Origin of the sequence: Peribacillus huizhouensis, from assembly GCF_014138605.1 — a bacterium.
GTDB classification, from domain to species: Bacteria; Bacillota; Bacilli; order Bacillales; family DSM-1321; genus Peribacillus; species Peribacillus huizhouensis.
Genome location: NZ_JACJHX010000014.1, coordinates 98,555 through 118,938 on the forward strand (window position 1 = coordinate 98,555; position 20,384 = coordinate 118,938).

Below are 20,384 nucleotides of genomic sequence, written 5' to 3' on the forward strand. Positions count from 1 at the left end.
CTTTCGTATTTCGATGCTCCTTTCAGTTGAAGGGAGCATTTTTCGTAGGATGAAAAGTCTATATATTTTAAATGACTTGTCAATTTGGAGAAATGTGAGGAATTGTATGATTAAAATTCGTAATCTTTCAAAGATTTACAAAACGAAAAAAGGATTAGTTAAGGGAGTAGATGACGTCTCTCTAACGATTCAAAAAGGCGAAATTTATGGAATTGTTGGATATTCTGGAGCAGGAAAAAGTTCATTGCTGCGTTGCATTAATTTGTTGGAGCGACCTACTTCAGGTCAAATTAAAGTGGATGGAACCGATCTTACATCTTTAAAAGGTGAGGATTTACGCTTAGCAAGGTTGAAAATTGGTATGATTTTCCAACATTTTTATTTGATTAGTCAAAAGACTGTATTTGATAATATTGCTTTTTCTTTAAAAGCTGCCAATGTACCAGCAAATCGAATAAAAGGGCGAGTAGAAGAATTGCTAGAAATGGTAGGTCTTGCTGATAAAAAAGACGTATATCCTTCGCAATTAAGTGGCGGTCAAAAACAAAGAGTTGGAATTGCACGGGCTCTTGCTAATAACCCAAAGGTGCTTTTATGTGATGAGGCCACATCAGCACTAGATCCGACTACTACAAAGTCCATATTGAGTTTATTGAAGAAAATTAACAAAGAGCTTCATATTACAATTGTTTTAATTACGCATGAAATGAATGTTGTAAAGGAAATTTGTAATCGAATGGCTATTATGCAATCAGGTAAGGTTATTGAAGAAGGGGCGGTATATGATATTTTTGCTAACCCACAGACGGAACTTACCAATGAGTTTATTGAAAGTGTTGTATCTTTTGAAATCCCAGAAGTGATTTTGAATGGATGCACTGGACCGATTGTCAAAGTGATCTTTAAAGGGAAGATTGCTTCTGAAGGAATTATTTCCGATATGCTTCAGCAATTTAACGTTAGTGGTAATTTTCTGCACGGTTCTATTGAATATATTCAGGAAATACCACTTGGCATCTTTATTATGGAATTAAAAGGTGAAAAGGAAGAAATAGAGGGCTCACTCCAGTTTATTGAAGGTCGGGCTGCACAAGTAGAGGTGATACGCGGTGGGCTTTGATTATCATCATTTCATAGAACTTATCCCAGATATAAATCTAGCATTTATGCAAACAGTTTATATGATTACAATTTCGTTAATCGTTGCTGTTCTGATCGGTCTGCCGATTGGAATATTATTATTTGTGACGGACAAAGGTTTATTTTTAGAAAATCGCTGGTTCAAAAATGGTTTAGGATTTGTAGTGAATTTAGTCCGTTCGATTCCGTTTATCATTTTATTAGTTGCACTACTTCCACTAACGGACTGGATCGTAGGATCAACAATTGGACCTACTGCAGCAAGCGTATCTTTATCGGTGGCCGCGATTCCGTTTTTTGCTCGAATTGTCGAGACAGCATTGCGTGAGATTGATAAAGGTGTCATTGAGGCAGCTATTGCTGCTGGTGCAACACCATGGATGATCGTTAAAGATGTACTACTGCTAGAAGCCAAGTCAGGCATTATCTCAGGTGTCACGTTAACGCTCGTCAGTTTAATTGGATTTTCGGCTATGGCTGGTACTGTTGGCGGCGGTGGAATCGGTGATTTAGCTATCCGTTTTGGTTATTATCGCTATGACAACACGATTATGATTGCAACAGTAGTTATTTTAATTATTTTAGTTCAGATTATTCAACTTGCTGGTGATTTCATCGCTAAAGTTGTAGATAAAAGATAAAGTGAAACTTCAATCAGTAGGGGTTTTCTTCATCCCCTACTAATTGTTAGTTGAACCAATCGGGCTTTTACGGGCAGTTATCCCCCACCTACGCTTCTTCGATTCCTCCAAGCCTTGAGTGGGGGTGTTACTGCCCGTTAATGCGGGATAAAGAAACAGAAAGAGGGAGACAATTATGAAAAAATGGTTAACAGCATTAATTTTAGTAGCCGTTATAACGGTTTTAGCTGCATGTGGCAATACTAATAGCGAGAAAAGCAGTAACAAAGGGACAAGTTCAGAATCAAAAGAAATTAAATTTGGTGCTACAGCAGGTCCTTATAGTGACATGGTAACGAAAGCTATTATTCCTGGATTAGAAGAAAAAGGATACAAGGTGACAGTCATAGAATTTAGTGATTACATCCAACCGAACAAAGCTTTGGACAATGGCGATATTCAAGCAAACTTGTTCCAAAATACAATATATCTCGAAAACTTCGCGAAAGAAAACAAAATGGACTTAACAGCATTACTCGCTGTACCTACAGCGCCAATGGGAATTTTTTCAAACACATATAAATCTATAGATGAAGTAAAAGACGGGGCAACAGTTACACTTCCTAATGACCCAGTCAATGCGGCTCGTGCTCTTAATACGCTTCAAGATGAAGGATTAATTGTAATTGATAAAAATACAGATCCATTAAAAGCATCAGAAAAAGACATTACGGAAAATAAGAAAAACTTGAAGTTCCAACCACTTGAATCTGGGCAACTTCCCCGTTCAGTGGAAAGTGCAGACTTAGCGGCTGTACCTGGAAACTTCGCGTTAGCTGCCAAGATGGACTTGCTTGATGCATTAGCACTTGAAAATATGAGTGATCAATATCGCAATGTAGTAGCTGTAAAAACAGATAATAAAGATTCACAGTTTGCAAAGGACATTAAAGAAGTTGTTGAGTCTGATGAATTCGAAAAAATTATTGACGAAGAATTTAAAGGATTCGGAAAACCTGAATGGATGAAGTAAATAGAGGGATTTGAAATGAGAGAGGGATATGGCATCAGTGTCACGAAAGAAAGGCTGTAGTTGTACTTCGGATCAAGGTTTGGATTAACAGAAGTTAGACAATTGCAAGTTCAATAATAAATGACAAGATAAGAGGCTAGGTGGTGATTCAAAATTTGAATCATCCCTAGCTTCCTTTATGTTATAGAGTACTTTGATATGTTCAATTGCCTTAAAATCGAGACTTGTAATCTTCGGAATTAAAGTACTCTCCCTTTTACCTCCATCACAATATCTGCTTTTTGGCTATCACGTTCCAAAAGAGAGGTAAACATATTTCAGATAGTGACTTTAAAGAAGAAAAATCGATATGATGAACATCAGGAAAAAATCCTTCTGAAAAACTCGGCGGAAAAGTTGTGAAGTTTGTTTAATAATTGAACGTTGTGGAAATATAAGCTAATATCTTCACATACTAACATAGGTACTGTCATTTTAGCTTTTTGAAATTTGTCATGCATTCATAAGTATATTAAACCCCAAATTGCTAACTATAATTACCTGTAGGATACTTATTCTTTTTGCTGCTTGGATCTATTCATTGTCTGGAATAATTATATTATATGTAGATAGTATTTCCTGGGCAATTTTACTTGCTGTCGGATGGATAAGGATAAACTAAAAGTAAAGACACTGTTCAGAAAAAAATTGGACTGGTGAAACTATGGCACATATGGAATAGAGTTTAGATCTTACATATAAGTGTATATTCAAAATAAAATCATAAAAAAGGGGTAAATAATTTGACAGAAGAAAAAGCGAATCGTAAAAACCCAACAGATAGTAAAATAAAAGTGAAAGTAGGAGATATGATTGATATAAAGAGTGGACTTGAAAAAGGAAAGAAGGGGAAAGTAGTCATCGTGCGAGAAAACTCGGTTATTGTAGAAATTGGTAGAAATACAAAAAAGGATGAACCAATAAATACTGTTGTTAATCATAAAAATTATAAGCTAATTAAGTGAGTGGTTGAGAGCCAGGATCAGTCCCGCAACAATCAATAAATGGGGACTGATCCTTTGTGTAATACCCTCAAACAAGGGATATCTATAAGAACTTTTGTCATTTTTCCCTCCTCCTAATTAAGTACTTTCATTAGGAACACATAATAATAATAATAGATATTTCCCTATAAATTTTCACAAGGTGCCATCATTGGATGGCTTTTTTTAGTTGGCTGTTTTCACATACTTTGTTGCTTTTCAATCATTTTTACACTAATAACCCGGGTTGATTTCCGTTGCAGGTCCTCGCTTTCCGCGGGCGGTCTCAGAAGCCTCCTCAGTGCTTTGCACTTGCGGGGTCTCCCTCAACACGCTTTTCCCGCAGGAGTCTCGCACCTTCCACTACAATCAACATCTGTTCGAATTGGTTTCTTGCTAAAAGCAACAATCTTTACGAAAAGAGCCTTTTAGTTCTATTCAATTCGGATCAAAATAGATGCAATTTCTTAATTTGCTTTATTGAAACAGTGTTTTTGAAAGAGGAATTACTTAAATATCGTGAATTATTCATTCCAAATGTTCGATTTCATCTTTCGTCAAACATCTTGAAGTTCTGTACGGTGGACTTACCTAGGAATTCAAGAAGTATGCATATTTCGAAAGGCGAAGTCTTTGGAAAAATTTACTGAAATGGCTGAACAATTTCGGCCGATGATTTATAGTATTATTCAGTCTTTGTCCATTTATAAAAATAAGGAAGAGTTCTATCAGATTGGGTTGATTGCGTTGTGGGAAGCACAATCAAAATTCGATCCAGATCACGGTGCTCTATTTTCTACCTATGCTTATAAAGTAATCAAAGGAAAACTATTAAATGCACTCAGAAAAAATGTACGGATTGACGATACTTGTAAGGTAACTGATATAAGTGAGATGGCTGAGGATCCTGCTTTATCATCCTGTGATCTACTGCTGGAATCGGAGTACTTATCTTGTTATTGCGAAAATCTTACAGTTTCACAGAAGCGATGGGTAATCGGCACATTTCAGTATCAGTTGAGTATTAGTGAAATGGCTGAGCTTTACGGCGTTTCCAACAGTGCCGTAAAATCATGGAGAAAATCGGCTATTAAGAAATTACAAAATAACTTGGTTAAACTCAATACTTGATGCTAACTCAAAATGAATAATTTTCGTAAGCCCCTTTTCTGCTTAATATCCGAAAATTATGACATAATAGAAATAATTCAGTATATAACCAAAAAACTTAGTTAGTGCGCAGTTGAATGAAGATTCATAGCAAGAGAAAAAAGCCCACGAATAGTACAATAGAGACAAGAACTAATCTAGGGAAATCCTACAAAAATAGTAAGTTTCATAGACTACAATTGTCTTACTTTAGGATCTTTTACTGAGGCAGTTAGACGAATAGATTGTACTCACGTGACAAGATCTTAATATTGTTGTTTGCATCAATTCAGCATATATTTTCTTCTTTTGTAAAGTAAACATGTGAAGGGGGATGTTTCATGGTTGAAGTGAAATCTGTAAAAATTGATGGAGAAAGTATCCATGTCTTCAAAAGTGCAATCTATATATTTGTAACAAGTACGGGAAATACATTGGAGTTAAATATGATTGTTAGTGAGGTGATCGTAAAAAAATATAGAAAGGAGGAAAATTTAATTATTGAGATTGAATTACAAGACGGCAGAATCATCGGTGCAATTATGCAACTGAAAATATGGTCGGGAACATTACCACAGCTTAATTTATATTGTGAAGTGAATGATCTTGAAGAATATCATGATTTCGAAAAGGTAATAGAAAACGAGTCGTTTTTCCCGAACATAGAAGAAGGCATCACTTTAGAAGAAATCAGAAAAGTTGAAATGCCCAATGAGAAAGTAATATTAAAACTAAATTTACCTATTGACCAAACGGAATGGTTATCTAAGCAAAAAAAAGCGGATTTAAATGAGATTATTAAAGAATTGATTTATGAAATTTGGAGTAAATAAGTTTCAAACGAAAGGGTATCTTATAAGGGTCTGACCTCGCACTCTAAAACAGTATGTTGTGTTTCATACTGAATTTAGTTGTTGCGAAGTCTGACCCTTCTTTGCTTTTGAAACACCTCTTGTTAACTATTTCGTATTATAAAAATATTTTTGAAAGTGCTTGCATCCGAAAAAAGATTATGATAATTTAAACTTGTATAAAAAATAGACATGTTAAAAACTCAATTTTTAACTAAAGGAGCAAAAGAAAACGATGGGTACTACTAAAGAAACACCTCATATTAAGCCAAACGGAGTAGAAATAGCGGAAACGGTACTATTACCTGGGGATCCTTTAAGAGCAAAGTTTATTGCGGAAACCTTTTTAGATAATTACGAGTGCTTTAACGAAGTGAGAGGTATGTTAGGGTACACAGGCACATATAAAGGTAAGAAAATCTCTGTTATGGGTACTGGAATGGGTGCACCGAGCATGGGGATTTATTCTTGGGAATTAATTAATGTCTTTGGCGTTAAAAATTTAATTAGAATTGGTACTTGTGGTGCCATGCAAGAAAACATTGAGTTATATGATGTTATTTTAGGGATGGGTTCTGCAACGGATTCAAATTTTGGCGATCAATTTAATTTACCTGGCCAATTCCCATTAACGGCTTCTTTCGAACTTTTGGAAAAAGCGAAAAAAGTAGCAGATGAAAAAGGGCAAAAAGTTCATATTGGAAACATTTTATCAAGCGATGTATTTTATCATGCTGATCCAACATACATCAAAAAATGGCAGGATATGGGCATTTTGAGTGTCGAAATGGAATCTGTATCATTATATTGGAATGCCATTCAAGCAGGTGTAAATGCATTATGTATCTTAACGGTTAGTGATCATTTAATTACAGGAGAACAGACTACTACTGAAGAACGTCAAACTGCATTTACTAAAATGATGGAGATTGCATTAGAATTAGCGTAAATTTGCTCCATCTTTGAGTTAGACAAGCCTCCTTCACTTCTACATAGACGAACGTGAAGGAAGCTTGTAATGACTGATCATGTTAAATAAGTCCTAATATGGTAACTCTTCCTTACAATTTCTAAAATATTACGTTACTATACATGAAAGAGGATATCCAAAAAGGGTCTGACCTCGCACTCTATACACAGTATATTATAATCTGTATATAGTCGTTGCAGGGTCTGACCCTTTTTGTAAAATTATTTAGAAAAGGATACGGATTGACTAAATGACTAAAAATAAACGAGATAAATTGAAAAGACCACTCTATATCAATGTATATGACGAGCTCCTGCTTCAAATTACGAAAGGAGAATACCCTGTAGGTAGTAGGCTTCCTTCAGAACCAGATTTAGCAAGTAGACTAGGGATTAGTCGCGCAACTTTACGACAAGCTTTAGCCCTTTTGCAAGATGATGGAATAGTAAGAAATATACGTGGAAAAGGAAATTTTGTGATCGATTCGTTTTATAAGCAAGAGGGTGTTCAGTTAGAAAAATTAAGTAACCCTATGCATAAGTGTCATATAAGTACATTTGATCGAATAGATACAAATTATCGTCTGGACAAGGAAACGGAATATACGAAACAAGTATTAAAAAGAGATTCATCTACAGTTGTAGCTTTAGAACGTTTGTATAGAAAGGGAGACGATTTAGTAGCCTATGCTTTTACATTTATGTCGATGGAAATGGTCGAAAGTTTATCCTTGGACTTAAATAATAAGAATGAGTTACTGGATTTTCTAGAGAACCAAGTGTATTTGAATGCCAACCACGGAGAAATTGAAATCAAATATACCCGTACTGTTAATCTAGTCAACAAGAAAGAAAAATTAATCGGCCAAAATGAATGTTTTTTATTATTGGAAAGCCTTTACAGCAATGCAGATTATCCATTAATGTATAATAAATTTTATATACCGCAACAGTTCTCGAATATAAAATTAAATATTTACAACTAGCTAATGGATGGACATTTCCCCGATAGGAAAGGAATAACCGTAACCCTGGATATACATAACTCTACAGCTTTTTAATTTGCGATGATTGGCTCCAATCTAGCTAACTTTATACCAGAATTTGTGGGAATCACAAACAATGGTGAAGAGTCGTTATTTTTCTGCGGAAAAGGGGCGGGGCTTCGCAAAATCAGCCCCGTCCCGCCACCTTCATCAGGTGATACAGTTTGAGATCCTGCACCTTTTTCAGCGGAGGGTTGGGATTAGACGCTCATAGATGTTTTTCATTGTTGAAGTTGATTGAAACTTTAAAGAATATTGTAATTTAATAGAGATTGTAAAGTCTGTGTGCAATAATAATGGTAAGAATTGATGGCAAACCAAAGTGGAATCCAGCTGTCTAGTAATTCTTACTATATTGAAAGAGAGGAAACAGTCATGAAGCCGAAAGTAATTGTCTATAAGAAAGTGGACCAAAGTGTATTAGATTTTATTCAAAAGACTTGTCATGTTGTTTATTTTGAGGAGTTTGGTTCCCAAAACTATCCAGAATTTCTACATGAGTTAAAGGACGCACAGGGGATATTAGGCTCAGGATTAAAGGTGGATAAGAATTTACTGGATCAGGCTCCACAATTAAAAATTGTCTGCAATACCTCGGTCGGTTACGACAATTTGGACATTTCAGAGCTATCAGAACGAGGAATTATGGCTACAAATACTCCAGAAGTACTGAACGAGACAGTTGCAGATACGATTATGGGATTAATTTTATCATCGGCTAGAAGGATGCCGGAATTGGATCAAATGGTTAAGACAGGGCAGTGGGGAACAAAACTTGAGGAAAATTGGTTTGGGATTGATGTCCATCATAAAGTATTAGGAATTATTGGAATGGGTGGAATCGGCTCTGCGGTTGCCCAAAGGGCTCATTTTGGATTTGATATGGATATTTTATATCACAATAGATCCAGAAATGATGAAGCTGAACAAAAGTATGGGGCTACATATTGTTCGATGGAAGATCTGCTCAAGCAGTCTGATTTTGTATGTGTAATGACACCGTTAACTCCCCAGACTGAAAAGCTGATAGGAAATAGAGAGTTCGAATTCATGAAAAAGACAGCAGTTTTTATCAATTGTTCAAGAGGCAGAGTGGTAGATGAAGGCGCTTTAATTCATGCTCTCGAAACTGGAGAAATTCATGCAGCTGGTCTTGATGTCTTTGAAAAAGAGCCGGTTAATTTGGATAATCCATTGCTTGCTATGAATAATGTTGTGACTTTGCCGCATATTGGTTCCGCAACGTATGAAACTCGCTTGAAAATGGCAATGTTAGCAGCAACGAACCTAGTTGCTGGCTTACAGGGAGAAATTCCACCTACATGGATTAATAATAAGATACAAGTAAAGTAGCTGAACAGCTATCAGAATAATGATAGGAAAATATAGTAGAATTGCTGGATAGCCCTTTTGGGGCTATCCGTTTTTTGGTAGGTAACAGGTACCATCCAGTAATGTGTAATTGTGGATTCAGAAATTCTATGAAAAGTAGCGGATAATGGCGCGCGAATATTCCCGTGTTGTGTTAGGGAGCATTTTCTTAGGCTGTTTTCGTATAGTTTGTAGTAATTGTCTAAGATTAAATTGATTGATAGGAACAAGACAGTGATCAGTCCTAGGTTTCATTTTTCTACCTAAATTCAAAATTATTTTAAAACAATGAAAACATATCGTGAAGTTGTAGTTGCTTGGGATGAAGAAGAAGAACGAAAGAAAGACCCATCATATAAGGAAAAAATTGCTCCTCAATTTGAATATAATCCATTTATTCGTGACTTGTTCGCTGACCCGGAAAATAATGGGAAAAGTCGTGAAGAAGCAATTGCAGCCTGGAACAACATCAAGAAACGCCCTGGAGATAATACATATACGGCAAATATACTTAGGTGACAAGCACCATCTAGAAATATGTAAATGATGACTCTATAGATATAGTCGTGGAAACCAAACATGGTAACGTTTAATTGGGATTGTATTAGTATGAACATCAATAGATATAATGGGCATCTTTCCAATTAAACTACTAAACTAGCCACTCCAATTCTTCGTTTGTAGCTTCTTCATCGAAATTAGGAAATACAGAGTCATAATATAATTGATCCAGCATATTGGACAATGTACCGTTATAATATCCAGCAAGATTACGGATTTTTTTTCGTTTTGTAGCCTGAAAGCACGTCTTAATAGCTGAAATGCCAATATGTAAAAGCTCTTCCTGCGTATAAACATTTTTTATGTAATGAGTTTGTGCGACATAGATGCCATAAAGTTTATCCACTAAAGGGCAGTCACTGACAAAATTATGAATCATCCCCTTAAATCGTTGATAAGCAGACGAATGACCGTCTTGATACGTATGATCTAATTCTTTATTTTTTTGCTTAAAAGGAATGCAGCTTTTTGGTGTGACATTTTCAGGCATCTCTTGTGTGACAACATCTTCTTTAGTGGAAGAAAGATCAGTCTGCACAAGTTTTTCTTTCTGAATGAATTGAATCACAATCGCATTGGATGTTTGTTTCATATCTGTTGTCCGCTTCATTTCATATTGCCGAATGGCGCCGAGCTGTTCTAATTTAAGGCAGACGCGAATTACCGTTCTCCTACTTTTTCCAATCATCTCCGCTATTTTCGTTTTACATAAAAAACTCACACCTGGATACACACAACTATATCTTGCAAGAAGGAGTAAGACTTCTGTTTCTGTTTTGGTTAATTCTAATGAATCTAAATGAAGCAAAATAGCCTCGTTTAATTCTTCTACCGACGCAAATGATGCTAGTTCCTGATACGTTTGGACACCTGCAATATATTCAATCTTTTTCTTCGCCATTCTAATCCCTCCCGTTATGCAGAGAATTCTGCTTGTCACTCTCTTTATAACTTCGGAATGGGGGAAAGTAGCATGGGGATAAAATTTATTTAATAATAATTAAATCTGAATGTCCCAAAAGAAGGGTCAGACCACGCAACAACTAAATACAACATAAGATAAGTGTATGGAACACTACTTACTGATTTAGAGTGTGAGGTCAGACCCTTATGAGACAAACTCTTTCCTAATTCTATTGAGCAGCTGGAGCAAATGTTTTGGCAATATGAGTCGTTACTGGATCATACTTATCTTGTTTATTTGTCGGGTAGGAGATGATAAATTTATTAAAAACTGTTGGGCCAAAGAAAAATTTTTCATAGAAAATTTGGCCATTTTCTTCATATGAAACTACATACCAATCATCTGTCAATTTTTGATAGGCAATTTGTCCTGAGATGCTATTTAATTCTTCCTGGTAATAGGTTTCGATTGTTTCTCCTTCGTTCACAATATTCGTATGACCGCCATAGGCAGTGACTTCAAATTCTGCATTATAGAACCTTGCTCCATCGCCATTACTAGGTGGAGTATCCATTGTTAAATCGTCTGGATATTGCATTGAAAAACCAAAACGGTCGTTTGCATATGAACGATACTTGAATGTTTTAGCTTTCTTTTTTTTGTTCTTTTTGCTGTTAGATTTTTCTTCGTTATGATCTGTGTCAGTTTGTTGCACTATAGGTTCATAGGTCGTTAAAGCTACTGTTACTTGTTCAGATAGTTTAGTCACTTCAGATTGATAGTCTGCTAGAATTTTGTTTGTTTCGATGTCTTTTTGTAAAAGCTGTATCTTTTCTTCAGCTAAATTATAGCTCTCTTTTGTGATCAGGCTTTTAACAAGGTCAAGGTTTTTTTGAAAAGAAGCTGTGATATTTTGATCTGAATGGACGAGGTTTCGAAGACTTTTCGCTTCTGACTGCAAGGTTTTTAATCCATTTCTATGATTAATGACAGCATTAAGCGAATCAATGGCAGGATCATATTGTTTTTGCTCATAGGCGCTCAGTGCGTTTTTCATTTGAGTCGATTGCTCAAAATAAGAGGAGGCATCTTCGTCTCCTTCTTTTTCTTTTAATGCTAGTTCAAACTGGATTGCAGCTTGATGATAATCCTTTTCTATCAAGCTTTCGATACCTTTATCCATTGCTTCTTGGTAATTGTCGTTTGAACAAGATGCAAGTAATAATAAACTGACAATGACAAGTGTTAGTACCTTGAATTTTGACTTCATATGTTCTCCATTCTGTAATGTAATTCAACAACACTTCAGATTCTACCAAATGGTCAAGGTTTTGTCTTAAGTTTCTGGGATGTTTGAGTGTATTTCAAAGCAAATTATACTTTGAAAAGAGAAGCGCTGATACAAGTCGATGTACCAATTTATGCATGTTTTATTTTTAGTTTGAAGAAATAATGATTTTAGTCTAAAATGAACTGATGTAAATATAAAATCCGTTTAATTACGGTAGAGGTTTCTAGCTACCCTCTCTAAAAAACTAAGGAAAACAGCACTGCTTTCTTAGTAGTGCTGTTTTTCTGTCGAAAAGGGGATTTTTTTAATGAAGCAAGAGAAAGCAGTAGTAGTTTTTAGTGGCGGTCAGGATAGTACAACATGTTTATTCTGGGCGATGAAGCAGTTTAAAGAAGTGGAGGCAGTTACGTTTGATTATAATCAGCGGCATCGGTTAGAGATAGACTGTGCTAAGCAGATTACAGACGAACTTGGCATTAAACATCACATTCTGGATATGTCGCTGCTTAATCAATTGGCGCCGAATGCATTAACGCGTGATGACATTGCCGTGAGTGATGGAGAAGAGGGGGAGCTTCCTTCCACCTTTGTTCCGGGGAGAAATTTGTTATTCTTATCTTTTGCTGGGGTGCTTGCTAGCCAAGTTGGTGCGAAGCATATTATTACGGGTGTGTGTGAAACAGACTTTAGCGGCTATCCGGACTGCAGAGATATTTTCATAAAATCATTGAATGTGACATTAAATCTATCGATGGATCAGCCATTTGTGATTCATACACCGCTTATGTGGATGAATAAGGCGGAGGCCTGGGGCATGGCGGATGAATTAGGTGCTTTGGACTTTGTTCGTAATAAGACACTAACTTGTTATAACGGAATCATGGCAGATGGTTGCGGGGATTGTCCAGCATGTAAATTACGTCGAAAAGGCCTCGATGACTACTTGAGTCAGAAGGTGAAGAATTGATGTATGGCTTTCGCGTAGTAGATAAATTGCAAAAGATCAATAAAGATATTAAAGCTGGTCAATTAAAATATCATGCTAAACGAGTACTAGTTAGTAAAGAGTTTACATTCGATGCGGCTCACCATTTACATTGCTATGAAGGGAAATGCAAAAACCTTCATGGTCATACCTACCGGGTTATTTTTGGACTTAGTGGTTTTATCGATGATCGAGGCTTACTTATTGATTTTGGCGACATTAAAGAAATTTGGAAAAATGAGATTGAAATTTTTCTTGATCATAAATATTTAAACGAAACGTTGCCATTAATGAATACAACCGCTGAAAATATGGTTGTTTGGATTTATGAAAAAATGGCGGAAGCATTAAAAAATAGACAAAAACAATATGATGGAGCAAGGGTTGAATTTGTCCGTCTTTATGAAACGCCAACGAGCTATGCCGAGGCAAAAAGGGAGTGGATGGAACATGAGTAAAATTCCTGTTATGGAGATATTCGGACCAACCATTCAAGGAGAGGGCATGGTCATCGGTCAAAAGACGATGTTTGTCAGAACGGCGGGTTGTGATTATTCTTGCTCATGGTGTGACTCGTCTTTTACATGGGATGGAACCGGTAAACATCTCATTAAGCAAATGGAGCCAGACGAAATCTTGCAACAGTTAAGAGAACTTGGGGGAGACGGGTTTTCTCATGTGACCATTTCAGGTGGAAACCCGGCTCTGTTGAAGAATCTTGCAGGATTTGTCCAATTAATAAAGGAAGAGAACATGAAAACCTGTCTTGAAACGCAAGGGTCGAAGTGGCAAGATTGGATGCTTTTGATTGATGAGTTGACGATCTCACCTAAGCCACCTAGTTCAGGTATGATCACAAACTTTGACTCACTTGATATGATCCTCGATAAACTCATGTCAGACGATTTTTCAGGAAATGTCAGTTTGAAGGTCGTTGTATTCAATGAAGCTGATTTTAACTATGCAAAGGAAATTCATAGAAGATACCCTGGCATTCCTTTTTACATGCAGGTGGGGAATGATGATACGAAGACTGTAAATGACGCTGAGTTAATTACCCATTTGCTGAAAAAATACGCAGAGTTAATCGAGCAAGTGATACAAGATAAAGAGTTAAAAGAAGTTAAAGTACTCCCTCAACTTCATGCATTAGTATGGGGAAATAAACGAGGCGTGTAAGAAACGAGGAGAATAAATGATTAGAATTTTACTATATTTAATCGCCATTGTAACAGCCAATGTTGTGACGGCTTCTTTTGCCCCTTTATCTCTCGGTGTGTTTATTGTGCCAATGGGAACGCTATTTATTGGTGCAACTTTTATCCTAAGAGATTTGGTTCAAAATACATTTGGCAGAAAGAAAACCTATATAGCAATCGGAACAGCTTTAGCTCTTTCAGCGATCATGTCAAAATTGTTGGGAGACACATTATTAATCGTTCTTGCATCTGCTATTTCGTTTGTCATCTCAGAAACAACCGATACCGAAATTTACTCGAGATTGAAACTGCCGATGGCTTGGCGAGTTTTTTATAGCGGTTTAGTCGGTGGTTTCCTGGACTCTGCTATCTTTGTCATTATTGGCTTAAGCCCATTGGGTGCCAATTTCCTACCATGGGAAGCTGTACCTTTTGCGATTCTAGGTCAGGTAATTGTGAAGACGGTTATACAGAGCCTTGGTGCAATGGTCCTCCATCGCGTAATCATTTCGCGGAACCGAGTAGAGGTTGCTTGAGTAATTGCAAAAACTCAGATACTGCTAATATGACATGAAAAGATAAAAAATTAGGAGTTAGAAGAGGCAGCTATTATCTAACTGGTATTTGATTTCATGATGAAGATGATCTTTATTTAGATTTTAAGAATAGCCCTAATTTTGGTCATATATAAGTGACCAAGATTTGGGCTATTATTTTTATGGTGAAAGGGCGTTTTACTTACTATGTCCACCATATATCGGTTCCAGCATAATAAAATAGGATAGAAAAAGGAACCAAAGCCAACCGGCACTGATTCCTTTTAGCAAAATGAAATATAGTGTTTACTACTAGGATTGCCATGCATAGATCGTTTGGTGATCTTCTTTAGTTATCTCTATCTTCATTGTTATTATTGGTTCCTTCTTTAGTATTATTGTTATTATCATTGCCTTATTTATTTTTTTCTACCTTATCACTTTCAAGAGAAGGTAGGCCTGATAAGTATCCAGCATTTCCAGGATTTTGCGAACCGGCCATAAGATTGAAAGATTAAATAAAACACCAATAGAAATTGTTGATTTATTAAAAGAACAGGCTTTTCTTGTTTCAGCAGAAGACTTAGTAAACAACAATTATTATAATAAAAAAAGATTAATAGAGGCAGTGCATCAAATTCTTAATGCTTATCAAAGTGCATTTGAAAAAGTCCTCAAAGTAGATGAGTTTGAGAAAATTCTATATAGTAAAGAAAAAGAAATTGATAATTTAAAAGAAGATGTAGGGTTTTACAAAAATAAGTATAAAGAAATGACAGTGCAGAGTACAACTATAAATGGTCGAGAAGAGCATGGATTGAAGGAAAACGTACTTGATATAGGGAAATATTACCAATAAAGACGAGAAAATCAAAATAGTGAAACAGAAAATGAATTAGCAGATCTATTTAAATAGATGCAGAATTAAGAGTTTATTATTACTTATGAATATCGTGACAAAATGTACCAACCAAAATCAGTGGATTTTCAGCCTTATAAATAATGAAGGAAGGAAAAGCAGCTTGGGATGCCTATCAATACTAGAAAGATGGTTCTGTTGTAGAATGGACTGGAGATAAGGGTTCTAATTTACCTCATTCTATTACTTCAATTACTACCTCTGTTCCAAATAAAACAGAAGCAGCTACAGATCATAATGCAAATGATATAGCTGAAAAAACAACTGATACAAAAACAAAAGCAACTGATAATAAAACAACAAATACAGGAATGATTTTATCAATCATCGCGTTAGTTCTTTCTATCGTTGCTCTTGTTATGTCATTCATTAGAAGAAAATAAAAAATAGATAGAAATAAGAATAGGAAGTAACTAAACCAGCAAAACCCTGCTATTTATAGGTTTAGCTGGTTTTCTTATTTTTTAGGTTATACAGAGGCTTACACATTTAGTTAATATTCGAAAGTAAAAATGAGGGAATATTTTGAAAAAATTTATTGTTTTATTATTATGTTTATTTATTGCAATGGTCGGTTGCTCTAAAGAGAAAGTGTTGATTTAAAATAAAGTTCGATAATTTATAAAAAGATTGATTAAAAGTCCTGTATGATATGCAGGACTTTGTTGTTCCGCAATCGGGTCAGATTGTGGAACAACACATTTAAAGAAAATTGGATATCTATATTAAAGTTTAGAAGAGATTGCGAAGGTTTGCATTTAAACTAACAAAGCAGATTAATGGAATGAGAAATAAACAATCAGGGAGAATAATTTAGAAGTGAATTATATTATGAAAAAGTTGTCCAGTACAAAAAATACCGTTTGGGGTGATGGCGATAACCCTTTTAATTATTTGACTCTTAATAAATTATATGTTAATTTGTATATGCAAATGAGAGGTGAAATCAAGTGAAAATAGATGATTCTATTTTATCTCTGTGTTTATTTTTTACATCGAATCGTTTTTCTCGTTATATGACGAAGATTGCAGAAGATGCTTTTGCAGAGACTAATCTGTCTCCTTCTTACATTTATCTCTTAATAGTGGTGTATCAATATCCTGGAATCACGCAAAAAAAACTTTGTGATAAATTGTCAATTGCACCTTCCACAAGTACTAGATTTATTAATAAACTCGAAAAACTCAACTTAGTTTATCGACGTTCAGAATGGAAAGAAACGCATATACATTTATCAGAAAAAGGTGTAGAGCTTTGTGAGAAAATGGATGAATGTTTTGATGAACTTCACAAACGGTATGCTTCTATTTTGGGAGAAGAAAAAAGTAATGAGCTTGCAAAAATCCTTTACGAATCAAGTGAAATAATAAAAAAAGAGAAGTTCTAACTCTTTTTTTCACCAATCATTTGTATGTACAAATGATTTGCGATTATATCATGAAGAGAGGAGATGATTAAGAAAATGAATACTTTTCAAGCAATGGTGCTCGATAAAATTGGTGATCAAACTAAGCTAGAAATGAAACAATTGAGCATGGATGATTTACCAGACGGGGAAGTAACAATTCGCGTAGCTTATTCTAGTGTGAATTTTAAAGACGGTATAGTGTCCATCCGAAATCAATTTGTAGAGTCCTATCCTTTAGTGCCAGGAATAGATTTAGCTGGAACGATTATTAATTCAACAGATGAACGATTTAAAACAGGTGATGAAGTCATTGTGACTAGTTATAAGTTAGGAACAGGACATTTTGGTGGATTTAGCGAAATGGCACGTGTACCTGCAGAGTGGGTTGTTCCTCTTCCAAAAGGATTGTCTTTAAAAGAAGCCATGATACTTGGAACAGCTGGGTTTACCGCAGCATTATCCGTTCAAAGGCTTGAAGATAATGAATTGGAACCTGGCCAGGGACCAGTTTTAGTAGCAGGTGCTACAGGTGGAGTGGGCAGTATTGCAGTCAATATCTTGGCTAAAAGAGGGTATGAAGTGGTCGCTGGTACAGGTAAATCTAATGAAGAGGCCTATTTAAAAGGATTAGGGGCTAAACAAATTTTGAATCGTCATGAAATAATAGATACAGATCAAACACCAATTCGTGAAGAAAAATGGGCTGGTGCTATCGATCCCGTTGGTGGGAAAACTCTTCAATATATATTAAGTACCTTGAAATATGGAGGGTCTGTAGCTACATGTGGTTTAACAAGTGGGATAGGAGTGTCCACAACAGTTCTTCCTTACATATCAAGAGGCGTCAATTGGCTTGGTATTGACTCGGTTGAATGTCCAATGAATAAGCGCTTAAAGGTTTGGAATCGTCTTGGGGATGATTTAAAACCAACAACGTTAAATGAAGACCTGGTAAATGAAATTTCATTAAAAGAGCTTCCAGGAGTATTAGCTGATATTTTAGAAGGAAAAGTACGTGGAAGAACGCTTGTTAAACTATAAAAAGCTCAGTTCAAAGGACAACATAGAGATACAAAGTTTTGATTTGAGTATGTATGTTTTAATGTAATCATTTTTTAAACTAGTATCTAAGCAGGAAATTACATTTTTTCTCTCATTGTTCATGATTATTTAAGAAATGTCTAATACTAGTATTTGATGAAGCTTATTAGCCAAATAATATACTCGGAGGTTATTTGAAATGAAACATCTGATTGTTTATGCACATCCATACCCTGAAAGTTTAAATCACGCGATTTTGGAAACAACAGTGAATACATTAAAAAAGAATGATAATGAGGTTGTTGTTCGTGATTTATATGCACTTGATTTTCAACCTGTCCTGAAACCAGAAGATACAGCCGCTATGAAAGCAGGAAATACACCTAATGATATTAAAACGGAACAAGAATTTATTGCTGAAGCAGACGTTATAACATTTATTTACCCTATTTGGTGGACAGGTCTTCCAGCAATTTTAAAAGGATACGTAGATCGAGTATTTGCATTTGGATTTGCTTATTCTGCTGGGGAAGAAGGTACAATTAAGCTATTGAAAGGTAAAAAAGGTCTTATCATCAATACTCATGGTCATCCCAATGAGGTTTACGATGAGATGGGTATGACAGCAGGTCTGAAAGTCACTTCTGACACTGGAATATTTGATTTTACTGGAATTGAGCCTGTGGACCATTTACTATTCGGAAGTATTGGATACCTTGATGAAGAAGCATATAAAGGCATGTTAAAGAAAGTGGAAGATACAATTAATTCCCATTTCTCATAAACATATACAAATATTGAAAAGGATTTTATGTCACTAAACTGGGAGCTTTTCCGCAATATTTTAATTTCTGAGTATTGTTAACCGATCTTCCATTAAAGGGCGCGATTGTGAAATAAAGAAAGCCCAATTTCTCGTTTATAATACTGAGGAATTAGGCTTTTAACATTATTAAATGGTCTGATAACCACGTACTTTAAAGCTTGCACATACATGATACCGGATGCAGCTCCTTTTTTTGTTGCCACAAAAGAGGTACCAGTACATATAAGACGGGTTATATGTACTCTGTTCTTTTCAAAAGTCTCTGTTAAAGTTTTTTCTAAATTCTAATAAAAAAGTATCCGATTAATCGGATACATACTTAAGGATGCCGTGTAAATAAACGGAGTATTCTCGCTGCACATACTCTTTTTATTTAATTTTTCCTTCTCTCTCTAATTCTTTAACTAATTCTTCAATCTTATTTTCATCTTCTTTAGTATTCTTGGGAATTTCTAGTGAAAATAAATTACCTTGATGCGCACTCTGAAGCCTTTTTAATAGTTTCTCTTTATTCATTGAGGTATCCCCTTTTATCAACTCTTAGCAAAAATAAAAACTTAAATGTTGCTCTGAATAATTATATCCAATTAAACTTATAAGAAAAGGGAGAATGAGAGTTTATTCTTGTTATCAATGAGAATCTGTTACATGTCCATTTTAATTCATTATTTTTCAGGAAGGTTCATTTAAATGGCATCGATTATCGTTACTTGAGTTATGTAATACCTTTACTAGCAGATGTGCAAGATTGTTATTTATCCTTATTGTCACTGTCAAGAATCAGTTGTTCTTTACGGTTAAGAGCAAGGGTACCTGGTGAAAGTAAATCTTAGTTATGACTAAATAAGCTCCCTTGCTCAATATCAATATATTTCACGTTATATTCATTTGTGATGCTCGAGTAGTCTTTAGGTGCGGTTTTTCTTTAGATGGTTTTATAGATAAAGGCTTCAAGCATACTTCGGGCGGCAGCACTACAGCATTAAATGGCCCGATAACCACGATTTGTACGGCTAGCGCCTACATTCCGTAGGTTCCTGTTCCATTTGCGGTTCCCTTCATACCGAACGAACCGAAGTACTGAAGATCAAAGAGATAAAGACGAAAGGAATGCAGCCATCCGGCTGCTTTTTATTTGTGTGCCAGGCATGGCAACTATCTAGGTGGTGAAAGTCCACTGTGGGGGTACACATCGACTAACCACTAAGGAAGCGCAAGGTACTTATCGCGAGGTAAGGGCTGGAGGAAGCGTGGAATAAAATCTTGGCTCGACGAACAGAAATCTGATACTAAGGCTCTATAAAGGGATAAGACTCCATGACAAGTCAAAGTCCAAAAGATGTGCGTAACTTTGTAGCGTAAATCAGACGAGTAAAAGAGGAAAGATAGTTGTCTTACCCTGGGAGGTCTTGCGGATGTACAGAAGTACAGTCGAAAAAGGTTAGTCGCAAGAAGTCAGCAGAGGCCATAGTAATGACCTAAGATCATGAAGGGCTGAACAATTTATAGTGT

20 protein-coding genes, 1 pseudogene and 1 riboswitch are annotated in these 20,384 nt (G+C 35.7%); of the genes and pseudogenes, 18 read left to right on the forward strand and 3 right to left on the reverse strand.

Annotation, left to right across the window (positions count from 1 at the left end; all coding sequences use genetic code 11):
• Nucleotides 1-106 precede the first annotated feature (106 nt).
• From HNP81_RS18290 to HNP81_RS18335, 10 genes and pseudogenes are all read left to right on the forward strand, one after another.
• On the forward strand, nucleotides 107-1,120 hold the full coding sequence (locus HNP81_RS18290; protein WP_028390150.1) for a methionine ABC transporter ATP-binding protein: 1,014 nt from the start codon (nucleotides 107-109) through the stop codon (nucleotides 1,118-1,120).
• The gene (locus HNP81_RS18295; RefSeq protein ID WP_028390151.1) at nucleotides 1,110-1,781 is read left to right on the forward strand and encodes a methionine ABC transporter permease; all 672 of its coding nucleotides are present in this window, start codon (nucleotides 1,110-1,112) and stop codon (nucleotides 1,779-1,781) included. The genes HNP81_RS18290 and HNP81_RS18295 overlap by 11 nt, the downstream gene beginning before the upstream one ends.
• A gap of 175 nt (nucleotides 1,782-1,956) precedes the next feature.
• Nucleotides 1,957-2,793, forward strand: coding sequence for a MetQ/NlpA family ABC transporter substrate-binding protein (locus tag HNP81_RS18300; protein WP_028390152.1), 837 nt, complete (start codon nucleotides 1,957-1,959; stop codon nucleotides 2,791-2,793).
• Between the two features lie 782 nt (nucleotides 2,794-3,575).
• Entirely contained in the window at nucleotides 3,576-3,797 is a 222-nt protein-coding gene (locus HNP81_RS18305; protein WP_034300251.1) for a DUF2187 family protein, read from the forward strand.
• A gap of 651 nt (nucleotides 3,798-4,448) precedes the next feature.
• On the forward strand, nucleotides 4,449-4,946 hold the full coding sequence (locus tag HNP81_RS18310) for a sigma-70 family RNA polymerase sigma factor (RefSeq protein ID WP_028390153.1): 498 nt from the start codon (nucleotides 4,449-4,451) through the stop codon (nucleotides 4,944-4,946).
• A 359-nt stretch (nucleotides 4,947-5,305) separates the two neighbouring features.
• Nucleotides 5,306-5,797 (forward strand): hypothetical protein, encoded by a 492-nt coding sequence (locus HNP81_RS18315; protein WP_028390154.1) that lies wholly within the window; start codon nucleotides 5,306-5,308, stop codon nucleotides 5,795-5,797.
• A 253-nt stretch (nucleotides 5,798-6,050) separates the two neighbouring features.
• On the forward strand, nucleotides 6,051-6,764 hold the full coding sequence (deoD, locus tag HNP81_RS18320) for a purine-nucleoside phosphorylase (RefSeq protein WP_028390155.1): 714 nt from the start codon (nucleotides 6,051-6,053) through the stop codon (nucleotides 6,762-6,764).
• Nucleotides 6,765-7,035: 271 nt separating this feature from the next.
• The gene (locus HNP81_RS18325) at nucleotides 7,036-7,770 is read left to right on the forward strand and encodes a GntR family transcriptional regulator (protein ID WP_028390156.1); all 735 of its coding nucleotides are present in this window, start codon (nucleotides 7,036-7,038) and stop codon (nucleotides 7,768-7,770) included.
• A gap of 435 nt (nucleotides 7,771-8,205) precedes the next feature.
• Nucleotides 8,206-9,183 carry a 2-hydroxyacid dehydrogenase gene (locus tag HNP81_RS18330; protein WP_182503568.1) on the forward strand — a complete coding sequence of 326 codons (978 nt, stop codon included), beginning with the start codon at nucleotides 8,206-8,208 and terminating at the stop codon, nucleotides 9,181-9,183.
• A gap of 246 nt (nucleotides 9,184-9,429) precedes the next feature.
• Nucleotides 9,430-9,720: pseudogene (locus HNP81_RS18335) on the forward strand (DUF6434 domain-containing protein); the annotation flags it as partial.
• A 133-nt stretch (nucleotides 9,721-9,853) separates the two neighbouring features.
• Here HNP81_RS18335 and HNP81_RS18340 read toward each other — a convergent pair.
• Nucleotides 9,854-10,663, reverse strand: coding sequence for a helix-turn-helix domain-containing protein (locus tag HNP81_RS18340; RefSeq protein ID WP_182503569.1), 810 nt, complete (start codon nucleotides 10,661-10,663; stop codon nucleotides 9,854-9,856).
• Nucleotides 10,664-10,895: 232 nt separating this feature from the next.
• A complete protein-coding gene (locus tag HNP81_RS18345; protein ID WP_182503570.1) occupies nucleotides 10,896-11,936 on the reverse strand; it encodes a hypothetical protein in 1,041 nt (346 codons plus the stop codon).
• A gap of 231 nt (nucleotides 11,937-12,167) precedes the next feature.
• Nucleotides 12,168-12,211: riboswitch (PreQ1 riboswitch) on the forward strand.
• A gap of 53 nt (nucleotides 12,212-12,264) precedes the next feature.
• Here HNP81_RS18345 and queC point away from each other — a divergent pair.
• The 8 genes from queC to HNP81_RS18385 all read left to right on the forward strand — a co-directional run bounded on the left by queC (nucleotide 12,265) and on the right by HNP81_RS18385 (nucleotide 18,830).
• Complete coding sequence (gene queC, locus HNP81_RS18350) at nucleotides 12,265-12,924, forward strand: 7-cyano-7-deazaguanine synthase QueC (protein WP_028390159.1); 660 nt, start codon at nucleotides 12,265-12,267, stop codon at nucleotides 12,922-12,924.
• On the forward strand, nucleotides 12,924-13,400 hold the full coding sequence (gene queD, locus HNP81_RS18355; RefSeq protein WP_182503581.1) for a 6-carboxytetrahydropterin synthase QueD: 477 nt from the start codon (nucleotides 12,924-12,926) through the stop codon (nucleotides 13,398-13,400). Before queC ends, queD begins: the two co-directional genes overlap by 1 nt.
• Nucleotides 13,393-14,121, forward strand: a complete 729-nt coding sequence (gene queE / locus HNP81_RS18360) for a 7-carboxy-7-deazaguanine synthase QueE (protein ID WP_028390161.1) — start codon at nucleotides 13,393-13,395, stop codon at nucleotides 14,119-14,121. The genes queD and queE overlap by 8 nt, the downstream gene beginning before the upstream one ends.
• Before the next feature lie 19 nt (nucleotides 14,122-14,140).
• Entirely contained in the window at nucleotides 14,141-14,677 is a 537-nt protein-coding gene (locus HNP81_RS18365; protein ID WP_028390162.1) for a VUT family protein, read from the forward strand.
• Between the two features lie 487 nt (nucleotides 14,678-15,164).
• Nucleotides 15,165-15,536: a hypothetical protein gene (locus HNP81_RS18370; protein ID WP_182503571.1), complete on the forward strand. Its 372-nt coding sequence runs from the start codon at nucleotides 15,165-15,167 to the stop codon at nucleotides 15,534-15,536.
• A 1,010-nt stretch (nucleotides 15,537-16,546) separates the two neighbouring features.
• Nucleotides 16,547-16,984 (forward strand): MarR family winged helix-turn-helix transcriptional regulator, encoded by a 438-nt coding sequence (locus HNP81_RS18375; protein WP_182503572.1) that lies wholly within the window; start codon nucleotides 16,547-16,549, stop codon nucleotides 16,982-16,984.
• Nucleotides 16,985-17,059: 75 nt separating this feature from the next.
• Nucleotides 17,060-18,046: an acrylyl-CoA reductase family protein gene (locus HNP81_RS18380; RefSeq protein ID WP_182503573.1), complete on the forward strand. Its 987-nt coding sequence runs from the start codon at nucleotides 17,060-17,062 to the stop codon at nucleotides 18,044-18,046.
• A gap of 199 nt (nucleotides 18,047-18,245) precedes the next feature.
• The gene (locus HNP81_RS18385) at nucleotides 18,246-18,830 is read left to right on the forward strand and encodes an NAD(P)H-dependent oxidoreductase (RefSeq protein ID WP_182503574.1); all 585 of its coding nucleotides are present in this window, start codon (nucleotides 18,246-18,248) and stop codon (nucleotides 18,828-18,830) included.
• A 411-nt stretch (nucleotides 18,831-19,241) separates the two neighbouring features.
• Here HNP81_RS18385 and HNP81_RS18390 read toward each other — a convergent pair whose 3' ends face one another.
• Nucleotides 19,242-19,388, reverse strand: coding sequence for a hypothetical protein (locus tag HNP81_RS18390; protein WP_182503575.1), 147 nt, complete (start codon nucleotides 19,386-19,388; stop codon nucleotides 19,242-19,244).
• Between the last annotated feature and the right edge of the window lie 996 nt (nucleotides 19,389-20,384).

Bases quoted from the DNA above. Each gene is read 5' to 3' on its own strand.
- queE (WP_028390161.1), top strand. From the start codon at position 13,393: ATGAGTAAAATTCCTGTTATGGAGATATTCGGACCAACCATTCAAGGA.
- HNP81_RS18330 (WP_182503568.1), top strand. From the start codon at position 8,206: ATGAAGCCGAAAGTAATTGTCTATAAGAAAGTGGACCAAAGTGTATTA.
- HNP81_RS18385 (WP_182503574.1), top strand. From the start codon at position 18,246: ATGAAACATCTGATTGTTTATGCACATCCATACCCTGAAAGTTTAAAT.
- HNP81_RS18345 (WP_182503570.1), bottom strand. From the start codon at position 11,936: ATGAAGTCAAAATTCAAGGTACTAACACTTGTCATTGTCAGTTTATTA.
- deoD (WP_028390155.1), top strand. From the start codon at position 6,051: ATGGGTACTACTAAAGAAACACCTCATATTAAGCCAAACGGAGTAGAA.
- HNP81_RS18300 (WP_028390152.1), top strand. From the start codon at position 1,957: ATGAAAAAATGGTTAACAGCATTAATTTTAGTAGCCGTTATAACGGTT.
- HNP81_RS18290 (WP_028390150.1), top strand. From the start codon at position 107: ATGATTAAAATTCGTAATCTTTCAAAGATTTACAAAACGAAAAAAGGA.
- queC (WP_028390159.1), top strand. From the start codon at position 12,265: ATGAAGCAAGAGAAAGCAGTAGTAGTTTTTAGTGGCGGTCAGGATAGT.
- queD (WP_182503581.1), top strand. From the start codon at position 12,924: ATGTATGGCTTTCGCGTAGTAGATAAATTGCAAAAGATCAATAAAGAT.
- HNP81_RS18390 (WP_182503575.1), bottom strand. From the start codon at position 19,388: ATGAATAAAGAGAAACTATTAAAAAGGCTTCAGAGTGCGCATCAAGGT.
- HNP81_RS18380 (WP_182503573.1), top strand. From the start codon at position 17,060: ATGAATACTTTTCAAGCAATGGTGCTCGATAAAATTGGTGATCAAACT.
- HNP81_RS18325 (WP_028390156.1), top strand. From the start codon at position 7,036: ATGACTAAAAATAAACGAGATAAATTGAAAAGACCACTCTATATCAAT.
- HNP81_RS18340 (WP_182503569.1), bottom strand. From the start codon at position 10,663: ATGGCGAAGAAAAAGATTGAATATATTGCAGGTGTCCAAACGTATCAG.
- HNP81_RS18315 (WP_028390154.1), top strand. From the start codon at position 5,306: ATGGTTGAAGTGAAATCTGTAAAAATTGATGGAGAAAGTATCCATGTC.